Below are 19,651 nucleotides of genomic sequence, written 5' to 3' on the forward strand. Positions count from 1 at the left end.
GGTCCGGAGCACCCCTCCGGACCGGCCGGCCACCCCAGCCCCATCCGGTGCACCGCCGCCAGGGGAGCCCCCGCTCCCCCACACAGACCGGAAAGATCATGGCTTCCACCACAGGGATAGAAACCCCACCGACCCGGCCCGCCGGGCGCGGGCGCCCCAAGCCCCCCGGCCGCGCCGGTGACAAGATCTTCGTGGGCCTCTCCCGAGGCTCGGGCATCCTGCTGCTCGTCATCATGGCGTCGATCGCGGTCTTCCTCACCTACCGTGCCGTCCTCGCCGTCTCCAAGGACGAGGGCAACTTCTTCACCACGTTCGACTGGAACCCCGCGGGCGACCCGCCCGTCTTCGGCATCGCCGTCCTGCTCTTCGGCACTGTCGTCAGCTCGATCATCGCGATGGTCATCGCGGTTCCGATCGCTGTCGGCATCGCCCTCTTCATCTCGCACTACGCCCCGCGCAAACTGGCCGCGCCGATCGCGTACGTCGTCGACCTGCTCGCCGCGGTGCCCAGCATCGTCTACGGCATCTGGGGCGCGCTCGTCCTCGTGCCGTATCTCGAAGGCCTGAACCTCTGGCTCGACCAGTTCTTCGGCTGGACGTACATCTTCGAGAAGACCGAGGTCGGCGTCGCCCGCTCGCTCTTCACCGTCGGCATCCTGCTCGCGATCATGATCCTGCCGATCGTGACGAGCGTCAGCCGCGAGGTCTTCCTCCAGGTCCCGAAGATGAACGAGGAAGCCGCGCTGGCCCTCGGCGCCACCCGGTGGGAGGTCATCCGCCTCTCGGTGCTGCCGTTCGGCCGCTCCGGCGTGATCTCCGCGTCCATGCTGGGCCTGGGACGCGCACTCGGCGAGACGATGGCCGTAGCCACGGTCCTGTCGCCGAGCTTCCTCATCTCGTTCCACGTGCTCAACCCGGGCGGCGGCACCTTCGCCCAGAACATCGCCGCGAAGTTCGGTGAGGCCGACGCGTTCGGGCGGGACGCCCTGATCGCCTCCGGCCTGGTCCTCTTCGTCCTCACCCTGCTGGTCAACGGCGCGGCGCGGCTCATCATCGCCCGCCGCAAGGAGTACTCGGGGGCCAACGCATGAGCCACGCACCCATCAGCGTGCAGGACCGGCCGACGCCGGTACCGCCCGGGCCGAAGAACAGCCTCGGCACCCGCAGGCTGCCGCGCCTGGCCCCCCTCGGCTTCGCCGCCGTTTCGGTCGCCCTGGGCATCGGGATCTCGGTGGCCGCCGGCTGGCAGAGCAAGGTCCAGTGGGGTCTGATCTCCGCCCTCCTCTTCCTGGCGATCTCCTACGTCGCCACGACGGTCGTCGAGAACCAGCGCCAGGCCAGGGACCGCCTCGCCACCAGCCTCGTCTGGGTGTGCTTCCTGGTCGCCGTCGTTCCGCTCGCCTCACTGCTGTGGACGACCGTCAGCCGCGGATCGAAGCGTCTGGACGGCTACTTCCTGACGCACTCCATGGCAGGCGTACTGGGCTCCGAGGACAGCGGCGGTGTCTACCACGCGCTGATCGGCACCCTGGAGCAGGTCGGCATCGCCACCCTGATCTCCGCGCCCCTCGGCCTGCTGACCGCCGTCTACCTGGTGGAGTACGGCAAGGGCGCACTCGCCAGGGCCGTCACCTTCTTCGTCGACGTGATGACCGGCATCCCGTCCATCGTCGCCGGTCTCTTCATCCTCTCGATCATGCTGATCGCGGGACTGGAGCCCTCCGGCCTGATGGGCGCCCTGGCCCTGACGATCCTGATGACCCCGGTCGTGGTCCGCTCCACCGAGGAAATACTGAAGCTCGTACCGAACGAGCTCCGCGAGGCCTCTCTCGCCCTCGGCGTACCGAAGTGGCGCACCATCCTGAAGGTGGTCCTGCCGACCGCGATCGGCGGCATCGCCACCGGCGTCATGCTCGCCATCGCACGGATCGCCGGCGAGACCGCACCGATCATCCTGCTGGTCTTCGGCAGCCAGCTGATCAACCCGAACCCCTTCGAAGGCGCCCAGTCGTCACTGCCGTTCTACATCTACGAGCAGTACAAGATCGGCGAGGACGCTTCCTACGACCGCGCCTGGGCCGCTGCCCTGGTCCTGATCGCCTTCGTCATGATCCTCAATCTGGTGGCCCGCGGCATCGCCCGCTGGAAGGCCCCGAAGACCGGCCGCTGAGGCCAGCAGAAAGCAGTGATTCAGATGGCCAAGCGCATCGACATCAGTGGCCTGTCGGCCTACTACAGCGCCCACAAGGCGATCGACGACATCTCCATGACCGTGGAGCCCCGCTCGGTGACCGCGTTCATCGGCCCGTCCGGCTGCGGCAAGTCCACCTTCCTGCGCACCCTCAACCGGATGCACGAGGTCACCCCCGGCGGCCGCGTCGAGGGCAAGGTGCTGCTGGACGACGAGAACCTGTACGGCGCGGGCGTCGACCCGGTGACCGTGCGCCGCACGGTCGGCATGGTCTTCCAGCGCCCGAACCCGTTCCCGACCATGTCGATCTTCGACAACGTCGCGGCGGGCCTGCGGCTGAACGGCAAGTACCGCAAGAACGCCCTGAACGACATCGTGGAGAAGTCGCTGCGCGGCGCGAACCTCTGGAACGAGGTCAAGGACCGGCTGAACAAGCCCGGCTCCGGCCTCTCCGGCGGTCAGCAGCAGCGGCTCTGCATCGCCCGCGCGATCGCGGTCGAGCCGGACGTCCTGCTGATGGACGAGCCGTGCTCAGCCCTGGACCCGATCTCCACCCTCGCCATCGAGGACCTGATCGGTGAGCTGAAGGAGCGCTTCACGATCGTCATCGTGACGCACAACATGCAGCAGGCGGCCCGCGTCTCCGACCGCACGGCGTTCTTCAACCTCGCGGCGGTCGGCATGCCCGGCAAGCTCGTGGAGATAGACGAGACGGAACGCATCTTCTCCAACCCGTCGGTCCAGGCAACGGAGGACTACATCTCCGGCCGCTTCGGCTGACCCACAGACGGCCTTGAGGTGCTGCATGGCGGTGCCACCGCAAGGCAAAGGTCCGCCCCGCTCTCCTCACGGAGAGCGGGGCGGACCGATTCGACCTGCGGACATGCCCTCAGGGCCGGCGCATTCAAGTTCGAGGTCGGCGCATCAAGCCCAAGGCCGACGCTTCAAGCCCGTCCGGCGATTGAGGACAAAGCGCTCACCGGGCGCACCCGGCGACCAGCCCCACCGCCCGACACCACCGTCACCCGAACAGCAGAACAACGACCCCATAGCTCGCCGCCGCGACCAGCGCGGCAGCCGGCATGGTGATGAACCATCCCAGGATGATGTTCTTGGCAACACCCCACCGCACCGCGTTCACCCGCTTCGTGGCGCCCACACCCATGATCGCCGAGGTGATGACATGCGTCGTCGAGATCGGCGCGTGGAACAGGAAAGCCGATCCGAACATGATCGACGCCCCCGTCGTCTCCGCGGCGAACCCCTGCGGCGGGTCCAGCTCGATGATCTTCCGGCCGAGCGTCCGCATGATGCGCCAGCCACCCGCGTACGTACCCAGCGACAGCATCAGCGCGCAGACGAGCTTCACCCAGATCGGGATCGGGTCGCTGTAGGTCTCGTGGCCCGAGATGACCAGGGCCATCACCACGATGCCCATCGTTTTCTGCGCGTCCTGCAGACCGTGACCGAGCGCCATGCCCGCGGCCGAGACCGTCTGGGCGATCCGGAAACCGCGCTTGGCCTTGTGCGGGTTGGACCTCCGGAACATCCACATGATGGCGACCATCACCAGATAGCCGACCACCAGGCCGATCACCGGCGAGATGAACATCGGGATGACGACCTTGTCGAGCACTCCCATCCAGTGCACCAGCGTCCCGCCCGCGAGCGCCGCGCCGACCATGCCGCCGAACAGGGCATGGGAGGACGACGACGGCAGGCCGAAGTACCAGGTGACAAGGTTCCAGATGATCGCGCCGACCAGTGCGGCGAAGAGGATTCCCATCCCCTTGTCGCCCTCGGGCGTCGCGATCAGACCCTCACTGACGGTCTTGGCGACGCCACTGCCGAGGAACGCACCGGCGAGGTTCATCACCGCCGCCATGGCCAGCGCCGCGCGCGGAGTGAGCGCCCGGGTGGAGACCGACGTGGCGATGGCGTTCGCCGAGTCGTGGAAGCCGTTCGTGTAGGTGAAGCCGAGCGCGACGCCGATCGTCACGATCAGTACAAAGGTGTCCACGTGGTTCAGGACTCCTTGACCGCGATGGTCTCCACCGTGTTCGCGACGTGCTCGAACGCGTCGGCAGCCTCTTCCAGCACGTCCACGATCTGCTTCAGCTTCAGCACTTCCATGGCGTCGTACTTGCCGTTGAAGAGCTGGGCCAGCAGCTTGCGGTGGATCTGGTCGGCCTGGTTCTCCAGACGGTTGACCTCGATCCAGTACTCGGTGAGGTTGTCCATGGTCCGCAGGTTCGGCATGGCAGCAGCGGTCAGTTCCGCCGCGCGCGCCAGAACCTCGACCTGCTGTTCGACACCCTTGGGGAGCTCGTCGACCTGGTACAGCACGACCAGGTCGACGGCCTCCTCCATGAAGTCCATGATGTCGTCGAGCGACGACGCGAGGTTGTAGATGTCCTCGCGGTCGAACGGCGTGATGAAGGAGGAGTTCAGCTGGTGGAAGATCGCGTGGGTGGCATCGTCCCCCGCGTGCTCCGCTGCCCGCATACGCTCCGCGATCTCGACTCGGGAGGCAGAATCCGCCCCGAGCAGTTCCATCAGGAGTTTCGAGCCCGTGACGATGTTGTCCGCAGACGCGGAGAACATGTCGTAGAAGCTCGTCTCCCTGGGGGTCAGACGAAAGCGCACGTGGGGTCCTCGGGGTGCTTTGGATTCGGTCAGGCTGATGCTAGGCGCATCATCCGGCCACGGCTAACCGGCATTCTTCAGTGTCGCGCATCAGGCACAGTGATCAGCACGGGCCCCCGGTCACGTTTCAGCTGAATTCGTTAGGATATACCCACCAGGGGTATGTAAACGGCAGGGTAAAGGGAAAACGGGAGGCAGCAATGACCACCACAGAGGCCACCGGGGCGGACCGGTCGCCGGAAACGGCGGACGCCGCGACCCCCGCGGCCGCCACGATCCCGGCAGATGTCACAGCTCCCGAAGTCGCGATTGTCACGGACCACGACCGAGGCATACACGGCTACCACCACCAGAAGGCGGAGCACCTCAAGCGCCTGCGCCGCATCGAGGGCCAGATCCGCGGCCTGCAGCGCATGGTCGACGAGGACGTCTACTGCATCGACATACTCACCCAGGTATCGGCGTCCACCAAGGCGCTCCAGTCCTTCGCGCTCCAGCTGCTGGAGGAGCACCTGCGCCACTGCGTCGCCGATGCGGCGGTCAAGGGCGGCGAGGAGATCGACGCGAAGGTCGAGGAGGCCACCAAGGCCATCGCCCGACTGCTGCGCACCTGAGACAGACACGCCCACCGGCACCGGCACCGGCACCGGCACCGGCACGGTCACGGCCGTAGGTGCGGGGCGTCGGCACCTTCAGAGCCGTACGTAGGGGCCGCGGGCCACTGCCGGCGCGGTCTCACGGCCGTAGACACGGGCCGCCAACACCGTCACGGCCACCGGCACCAGCACCGATTCGGCACCGCACGGTCCAGGGCCCCGCAGGCGGGACCGAGTCCCGTCACCCTCCCCCCGTCACCCCCGGTGGTCCGCCTGCCGGGGGACGGTGGTGCATTCGGTGGGCACCTTGACGTCGAGCACCTCGTCGATGCGGTCCGGGCTGAGCCGTTCCCCGCTCGCCGCCGAGGCCGCGATCATGAGTTCTCCGCACAGCTCGATCTCGGCGAGTGCCACATGGTCCGATACGGTCCGTGCGCTGAGCGTCACCACGTCACTCACCTCTCACTGCCGTCGCCGACTTCCTAGGGTAGGGAGCGCACCACGTACCGCGCATGGCACGGACGGACCATTTCGCCGCCGCCAGATGCCTAGGAGCATGTCCGGGAACATGCCTGGGAGCGCGCCCCATCAGCCTCGCGTGCCCGGTACGCGGAGGATCATCCGCGCCCCCGGAGGCGGTGGTCACTTCTGCTGCCCCTGCTCGATCTCACCGGTGTAGATCTCCCGCCGGTCCGGCATCGGTACGGTGACCGGCACCCCGAACCCGTACAGAAGGGTCGTCGACACCACCTCCATCGGCGGCCCCTCGTTGGCGAAGCTGAAGCGGTGCCGCACCTTGCGCAGCCGCCCCTGCTCGTCCAGATAGGCGTCGAACGGCACGGTGTCCTTGTTGAACCCTTTCGCCGCCGCCGTCAGCGCACCCCGTGACGAGGCCGATGCCTGCCGTGCGGCCCGCCCGATGTCCGTGGTCCCCCGGTAGTGCCGCACCGTCACGCCGGCCAGGTCGGACTCGCCCACATACGTCACCGCGCGCGCCCCGCGCAGCAGCTCGGCCGCGGCCATCGGATCGGTCACCCCACCGGTCACCAGGTTGCCGTCCGCCAGCGCCGTCGTGTCGATCCTCACCCACTTGCCCTCGGGCACCCCGGCGCCGCGGTTCTTCATGTACAGCGCGCCCGGGGCCAGCAGTTCCGTGATGGGCAGATGCTCCTCCTCGCCGGCGGCGTCCTGCGGCAGCACGACCTTGAGCCGGCCGGACTGGGTGCGGAAGTCGTACGTCCCGTTGCCCCTGATCGTCACCCGGGTGCCGCCCGCCGCCGTCTCCATCGACGTGATCACCTCGGCGGTCCCGGCCCCGGACCGGCTGCCGGAGCCCGACGGGGAAGGGCTGCCGCTCCCCGTCCCGGCGAGCACCGCCGCCGCCCGCCGCACCGTTTCCAACGCCCCGGCGCCGGCCCGGTCGTCGGCCGCGGCACTGTCCGCGCCACCGCCACCGGAGCACCCGGCGGCCGCCGCCATCACGCCCATCACGGCGAGGGCGCACACAGCGCGTGCCCCGCCTCCGGATCTGTGCTGCTGCACCACCATCGCCTGCCAACCCCCAACGCCGTACCGCTTCGCCCGAGCCCCCACCCGTTCCGCATAACGACGGCCCCCTGTCCCCCGTAACGCCGCACGCCCACCCCTCACCGCCGGACGGCCCTGCCCAGTACCGTGGACGCGTGTACGACCAACACGCCGCAGAGCTTCCACCCGCCGCCCCACCGGCCGGGCCCGCCCACGAAACCAGCAGCGTCGAACGCGGCTCGTTCTGCACGGCCCGATGCAGTTGCGGGTGGTACGGACCGGCCCGCAGGTCCCGCGACCGGGCCCGTGCCGACGCCGAGGCTCACCGCGCAACTTCCTGACCGCCCGTCATTCGCCCCACGAGGACCCATCCCCCACCCGGAGGCCCGATGACCCCGCCGAACCGGCGCACCGTCCTGACCGCGGGCGCCGCAGTCGCATTCACCGGCGTCACCGCCACCGCGTGCGACGACCCCGGCTCCGGCACACCCACCGGCGGCTCCACCCCGGCCACATCGGCGACCACCGGCACGTCACCGGCCCCGTCGAAGAGCTCGCCCTCCGGCCCGGCGGACTGGTCCGCACTGGCCAAGAGCCTCGACGGTTCGCTCGTACGCCCCGGCGACGCGGCCTATGCGACCGCCCGTCAGCTCTACAACACCCGGTACGACGGCCAGAAACCGGCCGCGGTCGCCTACGTGAAACACGAAGCCGACATCCGCGAGTGCCTGGCCTTCGCCCGCCGCAGCTCCACCCCCGTCACCATCCGCAGCGGCGGCCACTCCTACGCGGGCTGGTCGAGCGGCAACGGCAAGCTGGTCGTTGACGTCTCGTCACTCTCGCGCGTCGACCGGGACGGCACGATCGGCGCCGGGGCCCGGCTCCTCGACGTCTACCAGGGCCTCGCCTCCCACGGCCTGACGATCCCGGGCGGCTCCTGCCCCACGGTCGCCATCTCCGGCCTGACCCTCGGCGGCGGCCACGGCGTCGCCTCCCGTGCGTACGGCCTGACCTGCGACAGCCTCACCGCCGCGACGATCGTCACCGCCGACGGCAAGACCCTCACCGCGGACGCCAAACACCACCAGGACCTCTTCTGGGCGCTGCGCGGCGCGGGCAACGGCAACTTCGGCGTGGTCACCGAACTCCGCTTCCGCACCCGCCCGGCCCCGCAGACCGTCACCGCGTACATGTCCTGGCCGTGGTCGCGCGCCCGGTCCGTCATCACGGCCTGGCAGGAGTGGGGGCCCGACCAGCCGGACGAGATCTGGTCCTCCGCACACGTCGCGGCCGGCCCCGGCGGTGGCAACCCGACCGTGTCGGTCTCCGCCTTCAGCATCGGCACGTACGGCGATCTGCAGAACGCCGTCGACCGCCTCGCCGACCGGATCGGCGCCCCCGCCTCCTCGGTCTCGCTGCGCCGCCGCAGCTACCAGGAGGCGATGCTCGTGTACGCGGGCTGCTCGGGCATCACCGACGCGCAGTGCCACCTGCCGGGCACCACACCCGGCCGCACCTCGCAGGGCACGCTCCAGCGGGAGACCTACGCGGCCGCCTCCGACTTCTACGACCGCTCGCTCCCCCCGGCAGGCGTCCAGGCCCTGCTCGACCGGACCGAGGCCTTCACCCGGATCGGCGGGGACCAGGGCGGCGGCGGTTCGGTCGCGCTCACCGCGCTGGGCGGGGCGATCAACCGGGTCGACCCGAAGTCGACGGCGTTCGTCCACCGCGGTTCGCGGATGCTCGCCCAGTACATCGGCGCCTGGCGCCCCGGCACCTCGGGCAGCGCACAACAGAAGTGGCTGAAAGACACCCATTCCGCACTGCGCCGCTACGCGTCCGGGGCGGCGTACCAGAACTACGCGGACCCGGCGCTGACCGACTGGCGGAAGGCCTACTACGGCACAGCGGACGCGCGTCTGGCCGACGTGAAGAAGCAGTACGACCCGGACGGGCTCTTCACGTTCCCGCAGTCGCTCTGAGGCAGCGGCGGCGCCGCTGCTTCTTCACGTTCGCGCAGTCGCTCTGAGACAGCGGCGGCGCCGCTGCTGCTTCTTCACGTTCGCGCAGTCGCTCTGAGACAGCGGCGGCGCCGCACTCCGATCACGGAGGGGCGCCGCGCCTGCGAACCGATCTCCCCGCCTACGCCGCGAGGCCCTTCTCGCCCTCGGAGCCGCCGCCCGAACCGGGCCGCGGTTCGGGGATCCCGAGCGCCTCGCCCCGGTCCCCGGCCCCCGCCTCCGACAGCGGCCGACGCGACCGCACGAGCCTGCCCACCCGGCCGGACCGCGCGACGGCCCCCACCAGAGGTGTCAGCAGCATCATCGCGAGCGGCGCGAGCAGCAGCGCGGCGGCGGTGCCGAGCGCGAAGCCGCCGATGACGTCGGTCGGGTAGTGCACGCCCATGTAGATCCGGCAGAAGCCCTCCAGCAGGGCTAGCCCGATCGCCGCGATGCCGAACTTGCGGTTCGCCACGAAGAGCCCGACGCCGAGGGCCATCGCCATCGTGGCGTGGTCGCTCACGAAGGAGAAGTCGTTCTTCCCGTCCACCAGGACGTCCAGCCCCTGATGGTCCTTGAACGGCCGCGGCCGTTCGACGAATCCGCGGATCGGGATGTTGATCAGCAACGCGATACCCGCGGCGAGCGGCGCCCAGACGATCCCGGAGACAGCCGTCACCGAATCCTCCTGCGTGCCGCGCCGGCGGACACCCCACCAGCACCACACGACCACCAGGACCATGCCGAGCATGATCCCGTACTCGCCGATGAACTCCATGACCCGGTCGAACCAGGTGGGAGCGGATCTGGCGAGCCCGTTGATGTCGTAGAGCAGGCTGACATCGGGGTTCGACCCATCCAGTGCGAGTCCAGCCATCTGCCGCGGCCCCTTGCCTTGTCTGCTGCTGTCGCGGCACACACCCATGTGCACCGCTTTGACGAACCCCCGTGTTCGGTTCGATCACGTACGTGGGGCGACGCTCGGTCAATGGCTGCGGGCCCCGGTCCAACCAGAGAACGACGTGTTCCGTGTGTACGTTCCACTCTCCACCGAATGATCACCATGACGTTATCGAAGAGTGACTCATCGTCGCAGCTCAGGGCCCAGGCTTCACAGAGAGTTCCGGCCACCTCCAGCCACCGGTCAGGCTGCCGGCTGAGTGGTCGGAAGGGCCGCGGCACCGTCCTTGGTGACGCGTGTCGCACCGAAGTAGTCGGGCGTGTCGATCTTGTCGAAGCGGATGACGGCACCGGTGTACGGAGCGTTGATCATGTACCCGCCGCCGACGTACAGGCCGACGTGGTGGATGGCCCGCGAGTTGGACAGGTCATCGGAGAAGAACACCAGGTCGCCGGGGAGCAGCTCGTCGCGCGAGGGGTGCGGCCCGGCGTTGTACTGGTCGTTCGCCACCCGGGGCAGCTCGATGTCCACCGTCCGGTACGCGGCCTGCGTCAGCCCGGAACAGTCGAAGCGCCCGCCCTGCTCGGCCGTACCGTTGCCGCCCCAGAGGTACTTCGTACCGAGCTTCTTCTGCGCGAAGTAGATCGCACCCGCCGCCTGCTGCGAGGGCTGCACCCGCCCGACGGGCCGGGCGAAGCTCTTCTCCAGGGAGCGGATGATCTTGACGTAGTTCTCGGTCTCCGGGATGCCCGGGACCCCGCCCGACTTGATCACCCGGTACGCACCGGCGTTGTAGGCGGCCAGCATGTTGTCCGTGGGGTCCCCCGGCACCTTCTTTACGTATCCGGCCAGTTCGCAGTCGTACGACGCGGCGGACGGAATCGCATCGGCCGGATCCCAGACGTCCCGGTCACCGTCCTTGTCCCCGTCGATCCCGTGCCCGGCCCAGGTCCCGGGGATGAACTGCGCGATGCCCTGCGCCGCGGCCGGACTCTCGGCCCCCGGGTTCCAGCCGCTCTCCTGGTACAGCTGGGCGGCCAGGAGGGCGGGATTGATGGCCGAGCAGAGGTTGCCCCACTTCTGTACAAGAGGCTGGTACTTGGCCGGCACGGCCCCCTTGGCCAGCCCAACGGCCCCACCACCACCGCCCCCGAGGCCGGCGGCAGCGGAGTACGTACCGACGACGAGCAACGCCACGAAACACATGGCGGCCCCGACGCCGATCCCACCTGCCATCCAGAATTTCCGCACCCCTCAACCATCCCCCATCGGGGACGGGTTCATGGGCGGTTTCGACGGTGTGTACGAGTCATTGGGGTCACTGACCGCCCATCAGGACGCTCCGGCGGACCAGAAGTCGGAGTGGACGTTGGGGCGGGGCAACGGGTAGACGCCCTCGTAGGACGGACCGTTGGGCGGCGTCGTCGACTCGGCCACCTCGGACTCTTCTACGCAGGGGCTGTCTACCTCGAAGAAGGCTTGCCCCTTGCCTCCGACACTGAGACTGACGCCGAAGCCGTCGCTAGTCTGGGCATAGATCGCGGGAAATTCCACATCCCTATTGACCGCCTTGATTCGGTAATCACTATCCCTCCAGAACCGATCAACGAGTCCCAGAAAATTCCCCCTTCGCTCTTCCGAAACCACCGTCATCACCATTCTCCTTCGGGTCACATCGCAACTTCCAGTCGTCGTAGGACCATGCGCCCACTGAACCTCCGGATGGATCGCCCCCATCACCGAATTTAGAATTCCGTCAGCTCGCCGCGCCGCACCTTGCATATCCATGCCATCTCGCCCCTCCTCGTCCGGACGCGCCCCTCCATGCAAGCACCCGGACAACGTCATACTCAGCACTGTCGCTACGATCAGCACCTTAGTCCTGCGTTTCATCGATACTCCTCTGTCTTCAACCTGTCGGAGTGCCCCGAAGCGATCAAACCAATGCTGTCGGCAGAGAGTGCATCCCTATTCGGATCAAAATAATGAGAATGCGCGTCCAAACTAAGCCCGCTACCACTCACCAGCGTCGGACCATCTCCTACAGGGAAACGTCTCGCCCCGAAGGCATCACTCGCGGGGTCCTTTCCAAACCACAAGTCGTCGTCGCCCTGGTCAGTGATGTCTCCAACTAGATGTGAGACCGCGGGCCCTCCAGCGAGCAACCCAGCGGCACCCACCACACTCTGATGTTTTGACGGAAGTTTGGTCACAACATCATTCTCTGCCGCTCCAACGAATACATGCTCCTTCCCAACGCCGAGTTCACTGGCATTGTCCACACCCACTCCAGGACTACCAACCAAAATGATGTCGTCGGCTCCAGGAATTCCCCCCTCACGCTGTGTTGCAGCACCGACAGTTCGTGATCCATACGAATGCCCAATCGCAGTCAAGTGAGGATTCTCGTTTTCGTTTGTAGCTGCCAGACCTCCTATGAATTCACTGTAAGCCGTTCCACCCCGTTCTGCCCGATCGTTCCCCATTACAGCTAATCCCCCAAGGGGATCATCCACCGGCGTCTGCGGTGCGTCATAGCCCAACCAAACGATTCCAGCACTCGATGGATCGTATTTTTGTGCACCCAGGGCCGTATCCCGCGCTCGCTTGAGGTCATTGCGTGCAAAGTCCTCATCCAACGCGGTTCCCAATCCCGGAACGTAAGCAGAGACGTTTCTCGCTGTATCAGGATTCCCAAAGGAAACAATTGCGCGACCGTTCCCCTCGTCGCCGATCCCTAGCAGGTACATCGGCGGCAAGCGGCCATCATTCAACTGCCGGTCGATCTCCCGCAGCCCCGCCAACTGCGTCTCCGCCTTCGCATCGTCCCGCCCCTCCAGCTTGCCGATCAGCAGCTGGAGGTTGTCCCGGTTCGCCGCGTCGCGGACCAGGGACGGGATGCCGTCCAGGTTGCCGATCTGGTCCGGGTACACCGCGAGGTACTCCTCGCGCTGTTCGTCCGTCAGGCCGGCCCACCACTCCCGCCGAGCCGCCGGACTCGCATCCCGCGGGATGCCCTCCTTCAGGTATCCCCGCGCCGCATCCCGTACCGCCGCCGCGTCACCCGCCGCGTCGGTCCACGTCCTGTCGGGGACCTTCAGGCCCTCCTCGGCCTTCAGCTTTCGCAGGATCCCGGCGAACCGCCAGTCGATCTCGGCCGCCGTCCGTACGGCTGTCGTGACACGGTCCGCGATGTCCTGCGCCTTCGCCGCGTTCGGGTTCGGCGCCACCAGCCCCGACGGCGGCAGCAGGCCCGGGGCCGTCGGCCCCTCAGACGCAGTGCCACCCGCCAACGGCTTCCCGTCGATCAGGCCCGCCCCCGCCTCCGGATACGTCACAGAACCGTCCGCGTGCACCGTGAACTTCAGCGCCGCCGCATCGTCCAGCGCGTCCCGCAGCACCCGCTGCTGGGCCTTCATCTCGTGCGCCAGGCTGTTCAGTGTCGTACGGACGAGCCCGCACTCCGTGTACACGTACTGCAGGTTCCGGCCCAGTTGACGCAGCCGCCCCACCGCCGCGTCCGCCGCCTCGCCCTGCTGGGTCTCGCGCAGGCCGCTCAGCAGCTGCTTCTCGATCCGGTCCCGGCCCGCATCGGCACGGTTGCTCGCCTTCCCCCACCCGTCGGCCGCGCCCTCCAGCTCGCCGCACTTCAGGTCCCGTAACTGGGCCCAGGTCAGCGACGAGGACGCCGGCGTCATCGCTCGTCCCCGGGCGTGCGCCTCTTCACCGGCGCGAAGGACGACTTCACGCCCTCGTTCGTCTCGCCCTGGGCCCGCGCGACCGAGCGCAGGTTCCCGGCCAGCGACCCGCACTCCTGCCGCGCGGACTCGAACCGCCGCTCCCACGACTCCCGTACGGCCCCCAGCTCCGCGAGCGCGCCCAGTCCGGCGGTCCCCGCGAGCAGGCCCTCGTGTGCCGTCGCCAGTTCCGTCTTCACCGGCCCCAGGTGCACGCCCATCCCCTCCGCGCCCCCGGCGGCCCGCAGCCACGCCCCGTCACTGTGCCGAAGCTGATCCCCACCGGACCCACCGGCCCCACCGGCCCCGCCGGGCGGCCCACCCGCCAGGTCACTCAGCCTCTGCCGCCCCCCGGGCTGCCCCACTACGGCCACACCGCTCACCCCGCTCCTTGATCGTGGAGCGGCACTGTGCCAAACCCGGCGACCGCGACACGCCGCGCGCCCGGCCGCCGGGGAACAGGCAACCGCCTGCTCCCCTGGCCTCCCAACGCGGCGCGACCACAGACGGATCACCCGAACGGTGGACCGGGTCAGGCCGCCCTACGAGCCGTACGTCCTCGGGTCCACCGTGGCGAGGCGGTGCAGTACGGCAGCCGCGCGCTCCTCGGGCGCGGTGCCGTCCTCCGGGATGTGCCACATGTACTGCTTCAAGGAGCCCTCCTCCCCGGCGTACAGCAGGGACATCGCAGTACGGTCCGGGTCCCTGACGTCCGTACCGACCCAGCCCAGTCTCACGTCCCAACGGGTGAGCAGCTCCGGACGGTCACGCAGGCCGGCGGCGATCAGCCGCGAGACCCGGCGGGCCGGCCACGTCCAAGACCGGTCGTTCTCTGCGCGCCTGACCTCGGCGTCGTACACGGCGGCATCGAAGCGGTACTCGGGAAGTTCGCGCGCGTGCAGCAAGGACGGCGGGGGTGCCGGGCGGCGCCAGTCGGACCACACGACCTGGTCCCCGTCCCGCCGGATCGTGACGTACAGGGCGCCGCAACAGCCCTCGGTGCAGTAGGCCTCGGCGAGCTGGACCTCCGTTGGTTCCCCCGTGGCCCGCAGCCGGCCACTGTCCAGCAGGTACTCCGGGTCGTTCGCCGGCCCCCACCCGAAGAACTCGGGTACCAGGGGACGGCCGTCGATCAGAACGCGGAGCTCGACCATGGCCGGTTCCACGGGGTCGCGGACAACCGCCTCGAACCGCAGCCGAGTCACCGGCTGCGCGGGAAGACTGAACAGCTGCCGGGTCGAGCGCCGAGCCCAACCGATCCGCCGACGCCCGACAACACCGACCCCATCACCATCCCCATCCGCGTCCGCGTCCCCATCCGTATCCGCATCCGCATCCGCATCCGCATCCGTATCCAGGACGGCGACGTTCTCCGGCCGACTCAGCACGGCCTCCAGCCCCTCCAGCAATTCCTCGCGCCGCCCCGGCCCCCATTCGTGCAGCCGGCTCGGGCCGCTGTGCAGGTCGAGGGCCATGGAGAGCAAGATCCCGTAGTGGTCGAGAGTGGGCGTCAGCTCTCCCGCGTGCGCCACCACCGCCTCGTACGCACGGACGGCGTCCGGGTAGCTGAGGATCTCGGCCCAGTCGCCGCGCAGACTCGTCATGCGGAACAGCAGCCAGCCGGTCAACGCCGTCAACGCCGTCAACTCGGCATCCCCGGGCCCCACCACCGGCGCACGCAGCAGGAGTTCCGCCGGCCGCGAAGCCTCCGCGACCCTCCGAGCTGTCTCCGGGGTCACGATCCCCGGCTCTCGGGGCACCGTGACGAGGCATCGCCGGACGGACTCTTCGTCCCCCGTCACGAGGGCATCGACAAGGCCGCGCAGTTCAGGCGCCTCCGCATGGTGGCCGAGCCACACCAGGGCCGCGGTCGGCCGGTCGACGGCGTCGAGGGCGAACACGGCGGGGCCGGCCAGGTCGCGCAGTTGGCCGAGGGTCCTGAGGTACGGCACGTCCTCCGGCTCGCCGAGCCGGGCAAGGAGCGCGAGGCCGACGCAGACGGCCTCGGCACTGGTTCCCGTACGAGTCAGGCAGCGCGCGAGGGCAAGAGCTCGGTCCTCGTGCTCCAGCACCAGCCCTTTCACGACCAGCCGGATGTGATGAGGCCGGACAGGCGAGGCAAGTTCGGACAGCCGCAGCTCGAAGGTGGCGGCGGCACCAGCCGCGTCCGGGGCGACGAGCAGAGGTCTCAGCAGTTCGGTCAGCCGGTCCCGGAACTCTGCCCAGCTACGACCGCTCCGGCGTCTTGTCCCGGGGGCGTCGGGCAGCGGGTAGCCCTTCGCGGGGAGCCGCCCATCGGGCTCCGCGCGGTGTAGGCGCAGGGCGTAGGAGTACAGAGAGGGCCGGGAAGTGAGCGCACCGCGCTCTTCCGGGGCGCTCAACGGGCGGGGTGGTTCTCGATTCCGTAAGTCATACGGCGGAGTCTGGCAGGACCGCCCACCACGATCCAGCGCATTCAACAGGTCGCCCACCACGCTCCAGCGAATTCGGCAGGCCAACCACCACCCGCTGCGAGCCGGCCACCCTCACCGCGCCGCGGCCTCCTGCGGCGGCGGGATCAACCACTCCTCGACCGGCCGGGCAGGAAGAATGCGGGCCCATGAGTGATTCACAGCCCGCCCGCAGCGCATGGCACCGGCCCATGGTCGCCCGCCTCGCCGACGAGGAGCACCGCACCGCGACCATGCTGGAACTCTTCTTCGACCTCTGCTTCGTCACCGCCGTGGCGCAGGCGTCGACGGCGTTCGAGCACGAACTGGCCGAAGGGCGCATCGGCCACGGGGTGCTCGGCTACGCGATGGTGTTCTTCGCGATCTGGTGGGCCTGGATGAACTTCACCTGGTTCGCCTCCGCCTACGACACCGACGATGTCCCCTACCGCCTGCTCACACTCGTCCAGATCACCGGCGCCCTAGTCCTGGCCGCCGGGGCGACCGAGGCACTCCAGCACGAGGACTTCACGGTCATCACCTGGGGCTACGTCATCATGCGGCTCGCCATGGTCACCCAGTGGCTGCGCGCCGCCCGCTCCGACCCCGAACGGCGCCGCAGCTGCCTGCGCTACGCCGTGGGGATCTTCGTGGTGCAGATCGGCTGGGTCGTACGCCTGTCCCTGCCCGAGGACACGGGGCTCGCCACCTTCGCGGTCCTCGTTCTGGCAGAGATCGCCGTCCCGGTCTGGGCGGAACGGGCGGCCACCACCACCTGGCACCCGCACCACATCGCTGAGCGGTACGGCCTGTTCACCCTGATCGTGCTGGGCGAGTCCATCACCGCCGCCACGGGTGCCGTACGCGTCGCACTCGACACCCACGCGCCCCTCGGCGACCTCGCCGCGCTCGTCGTCGGAGGCATCCTCACGGTATTCGCGCTGTGGTGGCTGTACTTCGCACAGAGCGCGCCCGAACTGCTCACCACCCTCCGGGTCGCGCTGCTGTGGGGCTACGGCCACTACTTCGTCTTCGCCTCCGCGGCCGCCGTGGGCGCCGGCCTCGCACTCAACGTGGCCCACGCGACCGGCCACGGGCACCTCTCCGACCGCGCGGTCGCAGCGGCCTACACCATTCCGGTCGCCGTCTTCGTCACCCTCGTGTGGCTGCTGCACCACCGCACGACCTGGCGCCGCAGCGCAGCCGACCTGATCCACCCACTCGCGGTCGCCGCCATCCTGGCCACCACGTTCATGCCTTCGCCCGTCCTCGTCACGGGCATCATCGCCGCACTCCTCATCGCCACCACCCTCGTCCTGTCGGCACGCGGCGGCGTGAAGGTGGCGAGTCCCTGAGCTCACCGGCCTGGACCGCCTTCCCCCGCACGACCACTGAGCCGTGCGGTGCGCAACTACGTTCCGGAGGCGCCCACTTTGTCAGCGGGCGCTCCGGGCCACCTGCCCCGGCAGGGCGATGCCCTGGGCGTGAGCGGCCTTTCCCGGGCGGAGTGTCCACGGCACCGGTGAGGTGTCGGTCAGCCATCCGTCGGCGAGGATGCGGCTCACCACGAGGCCGCGCAGTGACCGTGACAGCTTCTTCCAGCGCAGGCCCTTGCACAGCTGGCTGTACGACGGTCCGTGGCCGTGCTCCGCGCGGAAGTCGACCGCGAACGTGGCGGCCTCCCGGCCGCAGTCGGGATGCGCGGCCCGCCAGGTGTCGTAGTCGCTGACCACCGACCGCGGCGCGGGGACGGCGGAGGGCGTGGACATGAACGCCTGCGCGACCCGCCCGAAGGAGAACCGGCACAAGGGGCACTGCTCCACCGCCTCCACGTGCCGCAGCAGAGCGGGGCTGACCCCGGACTTCCACTCGGCCCACTGGTCCGGGGTGATCTCCTCCGGTTCGGCGACGGCCACCGCCGCACGCGCTGCCCGCTGTGCCTCTTCCTGTTCCGCGAGCTCCGCGATTTCCTCGGCGGTGCGGAACATGCCCGCGAGGTGCCGCATCGCCGGGTCGAGCCGGTACGCGTCACCGGACAGCTCGGCCAGGAAGCCCTTGGCGACCAGTTCGGGCAGCGCGGCCCGGCAGGCCTCGGGCAGGTGCGCCGGGATCTGGCCGACGAGCTCGCTGGAACTGTGGGCTGCCAGGAACAGGGCGGCGAGCCGGGTGGCCGGCCCGGCCTTCTTGACCGGCTTGGCGATCCGCGCGCGCATGGCCCATCCCGACACCCGGGACCGCGTGCCCTTGCCCAAGGGCAGCGGGTGGTCCGTCTCCCGGCTCAGCTCCGGCACCTTGATCCCTACCGGGGTGTCCGGGTTCCCGTCCACCAGGGAATCGGACACCTGCCACCCGAGGGCGGCCAGTCCGGCGACGGCCCCGTGCGGATCCTCCAGCCGCAACGAGCGCAGGTCGGTGCCGGTGACGTTTCCGACGCCGCTCCGCGCGGCCCGGATGGCCACGACGACGGCCAGGAACTGCGCGTCGACGGACGCGAGAGGCAGCGCGGCAACGTACGAGAGGAGCGCACGCGCCGCCTCCCCCTGCCGCGCTGTCAGCAGGAAGGGCGGCGGAACGGGCTTCGAGGGCGGCGTGGCGGCAGTCTGATCTGAGATGACAGTCTTGGGCACAACCACCCCAACGAGGATCAGGCCGCAATAGTCACGCGTGACGTGGCACACATGTCGCCGCGGCCGCACGCGTCCGAGCGCGAGCAGAACTCAGCAGCCGACCGACCAGGCGTGGGAGCCGCCCTGGTCGTTGGCCCCCGAGTCGAACCCGATCTCCTGTCCCGGAGCCAGACAGAGAGTGACCCGGCCGAGCCGCTCGCGCCCCTCGTACACCTTGACGTGGTCGGGGATGTTGGGACCCGAGATGCCGTGGTTCGCCCACGACGAATCGTGCTTGAACATGTCGCCCTCCCACCAGTGGTCGTCACCGCCGTGCTCGATCTTCAGGCCCTGGAAGTTCGCGTCCGTCCAGACACAGAAGTAGCCGCTGCGGCAGGGCGCCGCATCGGCGGTGGCCGAGGTGGCGAGCAGGGCGCCGGTGGACATCAGGGCAGCGGTGAGGATCGTGGTGAGACGTTTCATGACTGCGGTTCTCCTGTCGGTGGGGGGTTGTCGAGCAGGTCGGTCGCCTGCACGAATGCGTGTGAGCGCAGCCGCTGCCACTCGGCGATCTCGGCGCTGTGCCGGGCACGGATCTCGGCGAGGCTGCGGTGGGCCTGGGTGGCTTCCGGCTTGAGGTTGTTGACGATCACCGATGCCATGAACCACCCGCGCTGGTCGCCGTAGAGCCGCCGCTGTGCGGCGGCCAGGCAGCCATCGGTATGGGCGCGCACCACGTAACCGGTGGGCAGTGCGACGGACAGCTCCGCCGGCCCGGCCCCGAAGAGCGCGGCGGACACCCGCCGCTCCTCCGGGCCAGGCCGAGCACTCTGCCCGGGGACGGGCGGTCTCAGCCCCTGCCGGGTGAGGCAGGCGTCGGTGAGGGTCTGGGTGGCGGCCTTGATCGTTTCTTCCGCAGCGGGCCGCGGGGCCGGAGTCGAAGCCGGAGCCGCGCACCCGGCCAGGAGCAGCGGGATGCTCAGCGCCCCGATGGTCCGCCTACGAACGCGCATCGCGG

At 69.2% G+C, this 19,651-nt stretch carries 20 protein-coding genes; 7 read left to right on the plus strand and 13 right to left on the minus strand.

Annotated elements, in window-relative coordinates; all coding sequences use genetic code 11:
• Positions 1-98 precede the first annotated feature (98 nt).
• From pstC to pstB, 3 genes are read left to right on the plus strand one after another with little or no spacing between them, the layout of a single operon-like run.
• Positions 99-1,091 (plus strand): phosphate ABC transporter permease subunit PstC, encoded by a 993-nt coding sequence (gene pstC, locus LNW71_RS13780; RefSeq protein ID WP_250968509.1) that lies wholly within the window; start codon positions 99-101, stop codon positions 1,089-1,091.
• Positions 1,088-2,170, plus strand: a complete 1,083-nt coding sequence (pstA, locus tag LNW71_RS13785; protein ID WP_250968510.1) for a phosphate ABC transporter permease PstA — start codon at positions 1,088-1,090, stop codon at positions 2,168-2,170. Before pstC ends, pstA begins: the two co-directional genes overlap by 4 nt.
• Positions 2,171-2,194: 24 nt before the next feature.
• Positions 2,195-2,971 carry a phosphate ABC transporter ATP-binding protein PstB gene (gene pstB / locus LNW71_RS13790; protein WP_250968511.1) on the plus strand — a complete coding sequence of 259 codons (777 nt, stop codon included), beginning with the start codon at positions 2,195-2,197 and terminating at the stop codon, positions 2,969-2,971.
• Between the two features lie 241 nt (positions 2,972-3,212).
• Here the strand turns inward: pstB and LNW71_RS13795 are convergent, their stop codons facing one another.
• Positions 3,213-4,211: an inorganic phosphate transporter gene (locus LNW71_RS13795; protein WP_250968512.1), complete on the minus strand. Its 999-nt coding sequence runs from the start codon at positions 4,209-4,211 to the stop codon at positions 3,213-3,215.
• Between the two features lie 5 nt (positions 4,212-4,216).
• Complete coding sequence (locus tag LNW71_RS13800; RefSeq protein WP_024493297.1) at positions 4,217-4,837, minus strand: DUF47 domain-containing protein; 621 nt, start codon at positions 4,835-4,837, stop codon at positions 4,217-4,219.
• A gap of 200 nt (positions 4,838-5,037) precedes the next feature.
• On the opposite strand from LNW71_RS13800, the gene LNW71_RS13805 reads away from it, so the two are divergent.
• The gene (locus LNW71_RS13805) at positions 5,038-5,451 is read left to right on the plus strand and encodes a metal-sensitive transcriptional regulator (protein WP_250968513.1); all 414 of its coding nucleotides are present in this window, start codon (positions 5,038-5,040) and stop codon (positions 5,449-5,451) included.
• 237 nt (positions 5,452-5,688) lie between these two features.
• Here the strand turns inward: LNW71_RS13805 and LNW71_RS13810 are convergent, their stop codons facing one another.
• Both LNW71_RS13810 and LNW71_RS13815 read right to left on the minus strand, forming a co-directional pair.
• Positions 5,689-5,883, minus strand: a complete 195-nt coding sequence (locus LNW71_RS13810; protein ID WP_250968514.1) for a hypothetical protein — start codon at positions 5,881-5,883, stop codon at positions 5,689-5,691.
• A 192-nt stretch (positions 5,884-6,075) separates the two neighbouring features.
• Complete coding sequence (locus LNW71_RS13815) at positions 6,076-6,981, minus strand: hypothetical protein (protein ID WP_250968515.1); 906 nt, start codon at positions 6,979-6,981, stop codon at positions 6,076-6,078.
• A 134-nt stretch (positions 6,982-7,115) separates the two neighbouring features.
• On the opposite strand from LNW71_RS13815, the gene LNW71_RS36480 reads away from it, so the two are divergent.
• Together LNW71_RS36480 and LNW71_RS13825 are read left to right on the plus strand one after the other, a co-directional pair.
• Positions 7,116-7,301: a hypothetical protein gene (locus LNW71_RS36480; protein ID WP_250968516.1), complete on the plus strand. Its 186-nt coding sequence runs from the start codon at positions 7,116-7,118 to the stop codon at positions 7,299-7,301.
• Between the two features lie 48 nt (positions 7,302-7,349).
• Positions 7,350-8,942 (plus strand): FAD-binding oxidoreductase, encoded by a 1,593-nt coding sequence (locus LNW71_RS13825; protein WP_250968517.1) that lies wholly within the window; start codon positions 7,350-7,352, stop codon positions 8,940-8,942.
• Between the two features lie 160 nt (positions 8,943-9,102).
• On the opposite strand, the gene LNW71_RS13830 is transcribed toward LNW71_RS13825, so the two are convergent.
• The 6 genes from LNW71_RS13830 to LNW71_RS13855 form a co-directional block, all read right to left on the minus strand.
• Complete coding sequence (locus tag LNW71_RS13830) at positions 9,103-9,837, minus strand: phosphatase PAP2 family protein (protein WP_250968518.1); 735 nt, start codon at positions 9,835-9,837, stop codon at positions 9,103-9,105.
• Positions 9,838-10,104: 267 nt separating this feature from the next.
• Complete coding sequence (locus LNW71_RS13835) at positions 10,105-11,097, minus strand: bifunctional lytic transglycosylase/C40 family peptidase (RefSeq protein ID WP_250968519.1); 993 nt, start codon at positions 11,095-11,097, stop codon at positions 10,105-10,107.
• A gap of 96 nt (positions 11,098-11,193) precedes the next feature.
• Complete coding sequence (locus tag LNW71_RS13840; RefSeq protein ID WP_250971993.1) at positions 11,194-11,709, minus strand: hypothetical protein; 516 nt, start codon at positions 11,707-11,709, stop codon at positions 11,194-11,196.
• Positions 11,710-11,750: 41 nt separating this feature from the next.
• Positions 11,751-13,559 carry an alpha/beta hydrolase gene (locus tag LNW71_RS13845; protein ID WP_250968520.1) on the minus strand — a complete coding sequence of 603 codons (1,809 nt, stop codon included), beginning with the start codon at positions 13,557-13,559 and terminating at the stop codon, positions 11,751-11,753.
• A complete protein-coding gene (locus LNW71_RS13850) occupies positions 13,556-13,819 on the minus strand; it encodes a hypothetical protein (protein ID WP_250968521.1) in 264 nt (87 codons plus the stop codon). The genes LNW71_RS13845 and LNW71_RS13850 overlap by 4 nt, the downstream gene beginning before the upstream one ends.
• Positions 13,820-14,140: 321 nt before the next feature.
• Positions 14,141-15,979 carry a hypothetical protein gene (locus LNW71_RS13855; protein WP_250968522.1) on the minus strand — a complete coding sequence of 613 codons (1,839 nt, stop codon included), beginning with the start codon at positions 15,977-15,979 and terminating at the stop codon, positions 14,141-14,143.
• 218 nt (positions 15,980-16,197) lie between these two features.
• Between LNW71_RS13855 and LNW71_RS13860 the strand changes: the two genes are divergently transcribed.
• On the plus strand, positions 16,198-17,382 hold the full coding sequence (locus LNW71_RS13860; RefSeq protein WP_250968523.1) for a low temperature requirement protein A: 1,185 nt from the start codon (positions 16,198-16,200) through the stop codon (positions 17,380-17,382).
• An 81-nt stretch (positions 17,383-17,463) separates the two neighbouring features.
• Here the strand turns inward: LNW71_RS13860 and LNW71_RS13865 are convergent, their stop codons facing one another.
• The 3 genes from LNW71_RS13865 to LNW71_RS13875 form a co-directional block, all read right to left on the minus strand.
• A complete protein-coding gene (locus LNW71_RS13865; RefSeq protein WP_250968524.1) occupies positions 17,464-18,654 on the minus strand; it encodes a hypothetical protein in 1,191 nt (396 codons plus the stop codon).
• 90 nt (positions 18,655-18,744) lie between these two features.
• Entirely contained in the window at positions 18,745-19,116 is a 372-nt protein-coding gene (locus LNW71_RS13870) for a peptidase inhibitor family I36 protein (protein ID WP_250968525.1), read from the minus strand.
• The gene (locus LNW71_RS13875) at positions 19,113-19,646 is read right to left on the minus strand and encodes a hypothetical protein (protein ID WP_250968526.1); all 534 of its coding nucleotides are present in this window, start codon (positions 19,644-19,646) and stop codon (positions 19,113-19,115) included. Before LNW71_RS13875 ends, LNW71_RS13870 begins: the two co-directional genes overlap by 4 nt.
• Positions 19,647-19,651: the final 5 nt, after the last annotated feature.

This window comes from Streptomyces sp. RKAG290 (assembly GCF_023701695.1).
Classification (GTDB): domain Bacteria; phylum Actinomycetota; class Actinomycetes; order Streptomycetales; family Streptomycetaceae; genus Streptomyces.

Bases quoted from the DNA above. Each gene is read 5' to 3' on its own strand.
- pstB (WP_250968511.1), top strand. From the start codon at position 2,195: ATGGCCAAGCGCATCGACATCAGTGGCCTGTCGGCCTACTACAGCGCC.
- LNW71_RS13870 (WP_250968525.1), bottom strand. From the start codon at position 19,116: ATGAAACGTCTCACCACGATCCTCACCGCTGCCCTGATGTCCACCGGC.
- LNW71_RS13850 (WP_250968521.1), bottom strand. From the start codon at position 13,819: ATGGGCGTGCACCTGGGGCCGGTGAAGACGGAACTGGCGACGGCACAC.
- LNW71_RS13840 (WP_250971993.1), bottom strand. From the start codon at position 11,709: ATGACGTTGTCCGGGTGCTTGCATGGAGGGGCGCGTCCGGACGAGGAG.
- LNW71_RS13860 (WP_250968523.1), top strand. From the start codon at position 16,198: ATGAGTGATTCACAGCCCGCCCGCAGCGCATGGCACCGGCCCATGGTC.
- pstA (WP_250968510.1), top strand. From the start codon at position 1,088: ATGAGCCACGCACCCATCAGCGTGCAGGACCGGCCGACGCCGGTACCG.
- LNW71_RS13845 (WP_250968520.1), bottom strand. From the start codon at position 13,559: ATGACGCCGGCGTCCTCGTCGCTGACCTGGGCCCAGTTACGGGACCTG.
- pstC (WP_250968509.1), top strand. From the start codon at position 99: ATGGCTTCCACCACAGGGATAGAAACCCCACCGACCCGGCCCGCCGGG.
- LNW71_RS13835 (WP_250968519.1), bottom strand. From the start codon at position 11,097: ATGGCAGGTGGGATCGGCGTCGGGGCCGCCATGTGTTTCGTGGCGTTG.
- LNW71_RS13825 (WP_250968517.1), top strand. From the start codon at position 7,350: ATGACCCCGCCGAACCGGCGCACCGTCCTGACCGCGGGCGCCGCAGTC.
- LNW71_RS13830 (WP_250968518.1), bottom strand. From the start codon at position 9,837: ATGGCTGGACTCGCACTGGATGGGTCGAACCCCGATGTCAGCCTGCTC.
- LNW71_RS13875 (WP_250968526.1), bottom strand. From the start codon at position 19,646: ATGCGCGTTCGTAGGCGGACCATCGGGGCGCTGAGCATCCCGCTGCTC.
- LNW71_RS13815 (WP_250968515.1), bottom strand. From the start codon at position 6,981: ATGGTGGTGCAGCAGCACAGATCCGGAGGCGGGGCACGCGCTGTGTGC.
- LNW71_RS13805 (WP_250968513.1), top strand. From the start codon at position 5,038: ATGACCACCACAGAGGCCACCGGGGCGGACCGGTCGCCGGAAACGGCG.